This window comes from Corynebacterium sp. UMB0012 (genome assembly GCF_030216265.1).
Classification (GTDB): Bacteria; Actinomycetota; Actinomycetes; order Mycobacteriales; family Mycobacteriaceae; genus Corynebacterium.
The window spans coordinates 1-250 of the sequence record NZ_JASOKQ010000128.1 but is presented as its reverse complement, the minus strand read 5'-3'; the positions used below and the strand labels follow the sequence as shown (position 1 = coordinate 250).

1 protein-coding gene is annotated in these 250 nt (G+C 42.8%); it reads right to left on the bottom strand.

Annotation, left to right across the window (positions count from 1 at the left end):
• The coding region (locus QP324_RS12145; protein ID WP_284816242.1) for an ATP-binding cassette domain-containing protein at nucleotides 1-186 on the bottom strand (186 nt) is incomplete at its 3' end.
• Nucleotides 187-250 lie beyond the last annotated feature (64 nt).

Sequence of the window (250 nt, the reverse complement as noted above, 5' to 3'; positions counted from 1 at the left end):
AATCATAATGGTCCCTTCTTGCGGTGTTATCAATCCGATCAGTAACTTTAACAAAGTTGATTTACCAGCGCCGTTCTGACCAACAATTGCGGTTAGTGGACTGTCAAAAGATTGCCGATCAATTTCCACCTGAAATGAGTGTTCTGGATAAGTGTAACGCAACCCACTAATTTCAATTTGCGGCATAATAAGCCTCCTCTAATTGTTGATTGGTAACCGGAAACTCGTCTGCTGCACCAGGGATTGACCA